This is a genomic window from Bartonella grahamii ATCC 700132, from assembly GCF_000518085.1.
GTDB classification, from domain to species: domain Bacteria; phylum Pseudomonadota; class Alphaproteobacteria; order Rhizobiales; family Rhizobiaceae; genus Bartonella; species Bartonella grahamii.
This window is the reverse complement of record NZ_KI912377.1, coordinates 273,056-280,078: the sequence shown is the minus strand read 5'-3', so window position 1 is coordinate 280,078 and position 7,023 is coordinate 273,056. Positions and strand designations below refer to the sequence as shown.

The 7,023-nt window shown below is 38.3% G+C and carries 7 protein-coding genes and 3 tRNA genes; 8 read left to right on the top strand and 2 right to left on the bottom strand.

The window, feature by feature from the left end; translation table 11 throughout:
- On the top strand, positions 1–184 hold a 184-nt coding region (locus tag U736_RS11435; protein WP_034452277.1), incomplete at its 5' end, for a DnaB-like helicase C-terminal domain-containing protein.
- 170 nt (positions 185–354) lie between these two features.
- On the opposite strand, the gene U736_RS0110110 is transcribed toward U736_RS11435, so the two are convergent.
- Together U736_RS0110110 and U736_RS0110100 are read right to left on the bottom strand one after the other, a co-directional pair.
- Positions 355–444 (bottom strand) — tRNA-Ser (locus U736_RS0110110).
- A 909-nt stretch (positions 445–1,353) separates the two neighbouring features.
- Positions 1,354–1,429: transfer RNA gene (locus U736_RS0110100), tRNA-Val, on the bottom strand.
- A gap of 172 nt (positions 1,430–1,601) precedes the next feature.
- On the opposite strand from U736_RS0110100, the gene U736_RS0110095 reads away from it, so the two are divergent.
- The 7 genes from U736_RS0110095 (at position 1,602) to nuoF (ending at position 6,977) form a co-directional block, all read left to right on the top strand.
- Positions 1,602–1,678: transfer RNA gene (locus tag U736_RS0110095), tRNA-Asp, on the top strand.
- A gap of 298 nt (positions 1,679–1,976) precedes the next feature.
- Entirely contained in the window at positions 1,977–2,342 is a 366-nt protein-coding gene (locus U736_RS0110090; protein ID WP_005773599.1) for an NADH-quinone oxidoreductase subunit A, read from the top strand.
- Positions 2,333–2,914 carry a NuoB/complex I 20 kDa subunit family protein gene (locus U736_RS0110085; RefSeq protein WP_015856351.1) on the top strand — a complete coding sequence of 194 codons (582 nt, stop codon included), beginning with the start codon at positions 2,333–2,335 and terminating at the stop codon, positions 2,912–2,914. The genes U736_RS0110090 and U736_RS0110085 overlap by 10 nt, the downstream gene beginning before the upstream one ends.
- Before the next feature lie 17 nt (positions 2,915–2,931).
- Positions 2,932–3,537 carry an NADH-quinone oxidoreductase subunit C gene (locus U736_RS0110080; protein ID WP_015856352.1) on the top strand — a complete coding sequence of 202 codons (606 nt, stop codon included), beginning with the start codon at positions 2,932–2,934 and terminating at the stop codon, positions 3,535–3,537.
- A gap of 124 nt (positions 3,538–3,661) precedes the next feature.
- Entirely contained in the window at positions 3,662–4,852 is a 1,191-nt protein-coding gene (locus tag U736_RS0110075; protein ID WP_015856353.1) for an NADH-quinone oxidoreductase subunit D, read from the top strand.
- Positions 4,852–5,523, top strand: a complete 672-nt coding sequence (gene nuoE, locus U736_RS0110070; protein WP_026500750.1) for an NADH-quinone oxidoreductase subunit NuoE — start codon at positions 4,852–4,854, stop codon at positions 5,521–5,523. The genes U736_RS0110075 and nuoE overlap by 1 nt, the downstream gene beginning before the upstream one ends.
- A 146-nt stretch (positions 5,524–5,669) precedes the next feature.
- Positions 5,670–6,977, top strand: a complete 1,308-nt coding sequence (gene nuoF / locus U736_RS0110065; protein ID WP_015856355.1) for an NADH-quinone oxidoreductase subunit NuoF — start codon at positions 5,670–5,672, stop codon at positions 6,975–6,977.
- Positions 6,978–7,023 lie beyond the last annotated feature (46 nt).

The window sequence follows — 7,023 nt, the reverse complement described above, 5'->3', positions numbered from 1 at the left end:
ATATTATCTCAAAAATGAAGAACCCAAAGAAGGCACTGCTGAGTATAGCAAATGGCAAGAGGCAATGGAGCAAGCCAAGGGCAAAGCTGAGGTTATTATAGCAAAACAACGCCATGGTCCGACAGGAATCGTCCCCCTTGCCTTTCAATCGGATTTTACACGCTTTAGTGATTTGGAAAAATAGGAGCAGAAAAATGCGTTAAAGGGAGCTTTAAATACCCTTTGAAAGGCATTTGAAGACCCTTTGAGAACATCTTTAAAACTCTTTGAGAAAAAATAAATTGGTACAAAACCTAGTGGCAAATTATACAAAACCTGCTGGCAAGCTACAGCTATAGCACGACAAAAGTGCTGTGGCGGAGGGGGTGGGATTCGAACCCACGGTACAGTCTCCTGCACGCCGGTTTTCAAGACCGGTGCCTTAAACCGCTCGGCCACCCCTCCAAACTGGATATGCTTTTTGACAAATTTCTTGCAAAAGGTCAATCATTTTAATACGCATTTTAAAGCGTTCTTTGTAAAACTATTTAAATTTCAATTAAAATAATTCTTCATAAGTTAATTCTTTGAGTGTGTTATCTAACAGTTTCATTTTTAAACATGATCGCTTTTTCTGAAAAAATGAAAAGTAAATATGGTATTTATCATTTCTTTTTTCTGTTTAAAAATTTTTTACAAAGCGATATTTTTTTAAGTTTTAACGACCGATATTCGTAATAATAAGAAATGTTCAGTTGAAGATATTTGATAAATTATATTAAATTCTTTGCGGGCGTGTATTTTTGAATTATTTTATCTTTCCAGATATTTATTCTATTCAAATCGTTCATATCTGCGAAAAAAAATGTTATTGTTCTGACAGTTTATGAGAGATAAATTTGTAAGAATGACATAATATATTCAAGGAAAGTTTTTATTGAGTTTAAATAAGCATAATTCGATAAGAAAGCTCTTTAAAAGATTTTAATTTTTTAAATAAAAATATTTAGATATTTAGTGCGTCTAAAGGGCGGCTTGGAGGGAATGGCTGGTTTGCACTATTTGAAAAAACTTTATGTAAGATTTGCATCGACAGTTTAAAATCTCTTCCAGATATGACTGGAAATTAGGTATATTTATAATGCTTTTTTTGTGGGAGAAGCAAAAAGTTAGTTGGAATAGAAGAAAAGATTATTGAACAATACGCTTAGATAAATAGATAACTTGTTAAGGTATTGCATAGTTTTTCAAGAATAGAACTTAAAAACGCTAAATTATGCAGAGGCAGAAAGCATAAACTTTAACAGACAAGCTTTTAAAAGCCGATTCATTCATAAGTATGTGTAAAATAAAAAACTTATTTACAAAATAAAATGGTGGGCGATGAGAGACTCGAACTCCCGACATCCTCGGTGTAAACGAGGCGCTCTACCAGCTGAGCTAATCGCCCAATGCAATGATTAGCAATTGAATGGGAACTCTTTAAGGAAAAATTTTTCTAAACGCAAGAATAAAGATGGTATTTGATAATTTTTTTTAAAAATGCATAATCCTTCTTGACATAAACGCATGAACCCCTTACACGACCGCTTGTACCAAATTAAATTGGTTCAAAAAAATGCGCGGGTGTAGCTCAGTTGGTTAGAGTGCTGGCCTGTCACGCCGGAGGTCGCGGGTTCGAGCCCCGTCACTCGCGCCATTTCGTGATTCCTTGTGAAATTTCCTTTTTAAAATATCCATATAGTATTGAGTGTGGTGGTGGAGTATTTGATTGGGGGATGATATGTTTTTTCTTTCTTTTTATATGGTTTATAATAATAGGGCTTGCGTCTTTCTTTGCTCTGCGTTACCTATGCCGATAAGAAAAGTATCGCTCTATATGCCTTTGAAGCCGTATGAATAGAATTAATAGAGCGATTATTAAATTTGTCTGTTTGGTCTCGCAATATTGAATCATTGTGTTAAACTCAGGCATTTCGTTACGATGGAAGAGGGTTATGGCTTATTTATTGAGCTCTTATTTACCGGTCTTGATTTTCATTATTGTGTCAGCTGTTATTGCTGGAGTTTTGTTGATTACACCTTACATTGTAGCATATCGTTCCCCTGATCCTGAAAAGTTATCGGCTTATGAATGTGGGTTTAATTCATTTAGTGATGCACGCATGAAGTTTGATATTCGTTTCTATTTGGTATCAATTTTATTTATTATTTTTGATCTTGAAGTTGCTTTTCTTTTTCCTTGGGCTGTTTCATTCGAATCAATAGGTATGTTTGGCTTTTGGTCTATGATTGTGTTTTTAGCAATTTTGACTATTGGGTTTATATATGAATGGAAAAAAGGAGCCCTTGAATGGAATTAAGATCTAATAATTCAACGATTGCTGCTCCAAAACCAAAAGGAATCATTGATCCCAATACTGGTGAGCTGATAGGGTCTGACGATAAGTTTTTTCGTGATCTTAATGCTGAATTATCAGATAAGGGATTTTTAGTTACCTCGGCAGATGCTTTGATTACTTGGGCACGTACCGGTTCTTTAATGTGGATGAGTTTTGGTTTGGCATGTTGTGCTATCGAAATGATGCAATGCTCAATGCCTCATTATGATAATGAGCGTTTTGGATATGCGCCACGAGCTTCACCCCGTCAGTCAGATGTGATGGTGGTTGCAGGTACTCTAACAAATAAGATGGCTCCTGCTTTAAGAAAAGTGTACGATCAGATGCCAGAGCCACGTTATGTGATTTCTATGGGATCATGTGCAAACGGTGGGGGATATTATCATTATTCCTATTCAGTAGTGCGTGGATGTGATCGTATCGTGCCTGTCGATATATATGTTCCAGGGTGCCCACCTACAGCAGAGGCATTATTATACGGCATATTGTTACTACAGAAAAAAATCCGTCGTACCGGATCCATAGAGCGATAGAGAGTTTTCTTGTCATGATGGATAAAACTTTGGTTGAACTTGCTGCTTATTTGGAAAACAAGTTAAAAAATAAGCTTGAAGAGACTGTTATTGCTTTTGGTGAATTGACCATTGTGGCACGTCTTGATGCAATTATTGATGTCTTAATGTTTGTTCGTGATGATTCGCGCTGTCAATTTATTAATCTCACAGACATTAGTGGTGTGGATTATCCTTCTCGCGATAAGCGCTTTGATGTTTCTTACCAATTGTTATCTCCTCGTGAGAATTTACGCTTACGTGTAAAAGTTCGTACGGATGAAAATACTCCTGTTGCTTCAGCTTGTACGGTTTATCCTGGCGCAGAGTGGTATGAACGTGAAACCTATGATATGTATGGGATTTTATTTTCAGGACATCCGGATTTGAGACGGATTTTAACAGATTATGGGTTTGAAGGATATCCTTTACGCAAAGACTTTCCTGTGACAGGATTTGTTGAATGTCGTTATGATAATGAAGCAAAGAGGGTAATTTATGAGCCTGTTGTTTTGCGTCAAGAGATGCGTAATTTTGATTTTCTTTCTCCTTGGGAAGGAGGACAGTATACTTTGCCATGTGATGGAAAAGCGGATGAAAAATAATAATATTTGTTTTGATAAGGCATTATATTAGAGTACTGTATTTCTTAAATAATTAAATATTTTTTAGTATGATGGATTTTTTTGATATTTGATATGAAGCTTTTTAAAAAGCAAGGGGTTGATTGTGGCTGAGGTCAATGTTCGAAACTTTAATATCAATTTTGGTCCGCAGCATCCTGCCGCGCATGGGGTTTTGCGCATGGTTTTGGAGTTGGACGGTGAAGTTGTTGAGCGTGTAGATCCACATATTGGGTTATTGCATCGCGGTACCGAAAAATTAATGGAAACAAAAACTTATCTTCAAGCGGGTCCTTATCTAGATCGTTTGGATTATGTTGCTCCTATGAATCAGGAACATGCTTTTGTCCTTGCTATTGAAAAGTTATTGGATATTAAAGTTCCTAAAAGAGGGCAATTAATACGTGTTTTGTTTTCTGAAATTGGGCGTATTCTTAATCATTTGCTTAATGTAACGACACAGGCAATGGATGTTGGTGCTTTAACACCACCTCTTTGGGGGTTTGAGCAGCGTGAAAGATTGATGATTTTTTATGAGCGTGCCTGTGGCGCACGTCTTCATGCAAATTATTTTCGCCCTGGTGGTGTGCATCAAGATTTACCAGAATCTTTAGTTGAAGATATAGGTAATTTTATTGATCCTTTTCTTGTTGCTCTTGGTAAACTTGATGCGCTTGTAACGCCAAATCGGATTTTTAAGCAGCGTAATGTGGATATTGGCGTGGTAAGTATTGATGAAGCTTGGGCACGTGGTTTTTCTGGGGTTATGATTCGTGGGGCTGGTGTTCCATGGGATTTACGTAAAAGCCAACCTTACGAATGTTATGATGAAATGGAATTTGATATTCCTGTAGGTAAGAATAGCGATTGTTATGATCGTTATCTTATTCGTATGGAAGAAATGCGTCAATCAGCAAAAATTATGCGCCAATGTGTGGAGCGTTTGCTGAGTACTGAAAAAAATGGACCGGTTTCGAGCTTGGATCGCAAGATTGTACCACCGAAACGGAGTGAAATGAAAAGTTCGATGGAAGCACTGATTCATCATTTCAAGCTTTATACGGAAGGTTTTCATACGCCTCCTGGAGAAGTATATGTTGCTGTGGAAGCTCCGAAAGGGGAGTTTGGTGTTTATCTTGTTTCTGATGGAACCAATAAGCCTTATCGTGTAAAGTTGCGTGCTCCTGGGTTTGCGCATCTTCAAGCTATGGATTTTTTAACCAGAGGTCATATGCTGGCGGATGCTACAGCTATTTTGGGTTCGATTGATATTGTTTTTGGGGAGGTTGATCGCTAATGTCCGTACGCCGTCTTGCAGATGATGTTTATCAGCCCGCTGAGTTTTCTTTTACAAAAGAAAATCAGATATGGGTAAAAAATACTATAGAGAAATATCCTGTAGGGCGTGAGCAGTCTGCTGTAATTCCATTATTAATGCGCGCTCAAGAGCAAGATGGTTGGGTGACACGTGCCGCGATTGAGCATATTGCTCAGATTCTTTCCATGGCTTATATTCGTGTTCTGGAAGTTGCAACTTTTTACACTCAGTTTCAGCTTAAGCCTGTTGGAACAAAAGCGCATATTCAAGTTTGTGGTACGACCCCTTGTATGTTACGTGGATCTGGTGAATTGATTAAAGTTTGTCAGAAAAAAATTCATCATGAACCTTTTGTTACCAATCAGGATGGAACCTTATCATGGGAAGAGGTAGAATGTCTTGGTGCTTGTGTGAATGCTCCGATGGTTATGATTTTTAAAGATACTTATGAAGATCTTACAGCTGAGCGTCTTGAAGAAATTATTGATGCATTTGAAGCTGGGAAAGGTTCTGAGATAGCGGTTGGTCCGCAAAGTAGCCGTAAGTCGTCGGAACCGATTAGTGGTTTAACTTCTCTTATTGATGATGAGAAAGAAAAAAGATCTCTCAAGTCTTCACCAAAAAAGGATAAGGAAAGAGTGGGGATATAATTAAGTATTTTTCTTGAGAAAATATTTTATTATTCTACCCATGATGGCAACATTTAATGAAAAGTAAGAAGTCTTGAAAAGATATTTAAAAATTGCATTTGAGGAAAAGCGGAAAATGCTATGGGTAATAGAAAAAAAGGTGGGGTATGCTAGCTGATAAAGATCGTATCTTCACCAATATTTATGGTTTAAAAGACAAATCATTAAAGGCTGCGATGTTGCGTGGGCATTGGAATGGTCTGAAAGAGATGATTGACAAAGGTCGTGATTGGATCATTGATGAGGTGAAGGCATCGGGTTTACGCGGTCGTGGTGGTGCTGGTTTTCCTACCGGAATGAAGTGGTCCTTTATGCCAAAGCAGAATGATGGTCGTCCTCATTATTTGGTTGTCAATGCCGATGAATCTGAACCTGGAACTTGTAAAGACCGTGATATTTTACGTCATGATCCCCATACTTTGATTGAAGGATGTGCAATCGCTACTTTTGCTATGGGAGCCAATGTTGCTTTTATTTATATTCGTGGTGAATATATTCGTGAACGTGAAGCGCTACAAGCTGCCGTTGATGAATGCTATGATGCAGGTTTACTTGGCAAAAAAACGAAATATGGGCATGCTTGTGATATTATTATTCATCATGGAGCTGGTGCTTATATTTGTGGTGAAGAAACAGCTCTTCTTGAAAGTCTTGAGGGAAAAAAGGGACAACCTCGGCTTAAACCACCATTTCCTGCCAATATGGGGATTTATGGCTGTCCAACAACAGTAAATAATGTAGAGTCCATTGCTGTTGTTCCAACGATTTTGCGGCGGGGTGCTTCGTGGTTTTCGTCAATCGGACGAGCAAATAATGTTGGAACGAAATTATTTATGGTTTCAGGGCATGTTAATGCACCTTGTACATTTGAAGACGCTCTTGGTGTTTCATTCCGTGAATTAATTGAAAAACATACGGGTGGTGTTCGTGGTGGATGGAATAATCTTTTAGCAGTTATTCCAGGAGGGGCTTCTTGTCCAGTCGTCCGTGGTGAGGATATGATCGATGCGATCATGGATTTTGATGGGATGCGAGATGTCGGGTCTTCTTTTGGCACGGGGGGAATGATTGTTATGGATAAATCAACCGATATTATCAAGGCAATTTGGCGTATAGCTGCTTTTTTCAAGCACGAGAGTTGTGGTCAGTGTACTCCGTGTCGTGAGGGGACGGGTTGGATGATGCGTCTTTTAGGGCGTATGGTTGAGGGAAGAGCACAAAAACGCGAGATTGATCTTTTGTTTGAAGTGTCTAAACAGGTTGAAGGACACACTATTTGTGCGCTTGGTGATGCTGCCGCATGGCCTGTACAGGGGTTGATACGTAATTTTCGTCCGGAAATCGAGCGTAGAATTGATGAATACACGCGAAATGTAGTCCAAAGCAAAAACATTGCTTTAGAAGCAGTAGGATAGAAGATTTTTTAAAGAGCAGCCGAATGCAAATTTTAAGTGGGTTATC

Coding starts and splice junctions, on each gene's coding strand:
- U736_RS0110080 (WP_015856352.1), top strand. CDS start 2,932: ATGGATAAAACTTTGGTTGAACTTGCTGCTTATTTGGAAAACAAGTTA.
- U736_RS0110085 (WP_015856351.1), top strand. CDS start 2,333: ATGGAATTAAGATCTAATAATTCAACGATTGCTGCTCCAAAACCAAAA.
- nuoF (WP_015856355.1), top strand. CDS start 5,670: ATGCTAGCTGATAAAGATCGTATCTTCACCAATATTTATGGTTTAAAA.
- nuoE (WP_026500750.1), top strand. CDS start 4,852: ATGTCCGTACGCCGTCTTGCAGATGATGTTTATCAGCCCGCTGAGTTT.
- U736_RS0110090 (WP_005773599.1), top strand. CDS start 1,977: ATGGCTTATTTATTGAGCTCTTATTTACCGGTCTTGATTTTCATTATT.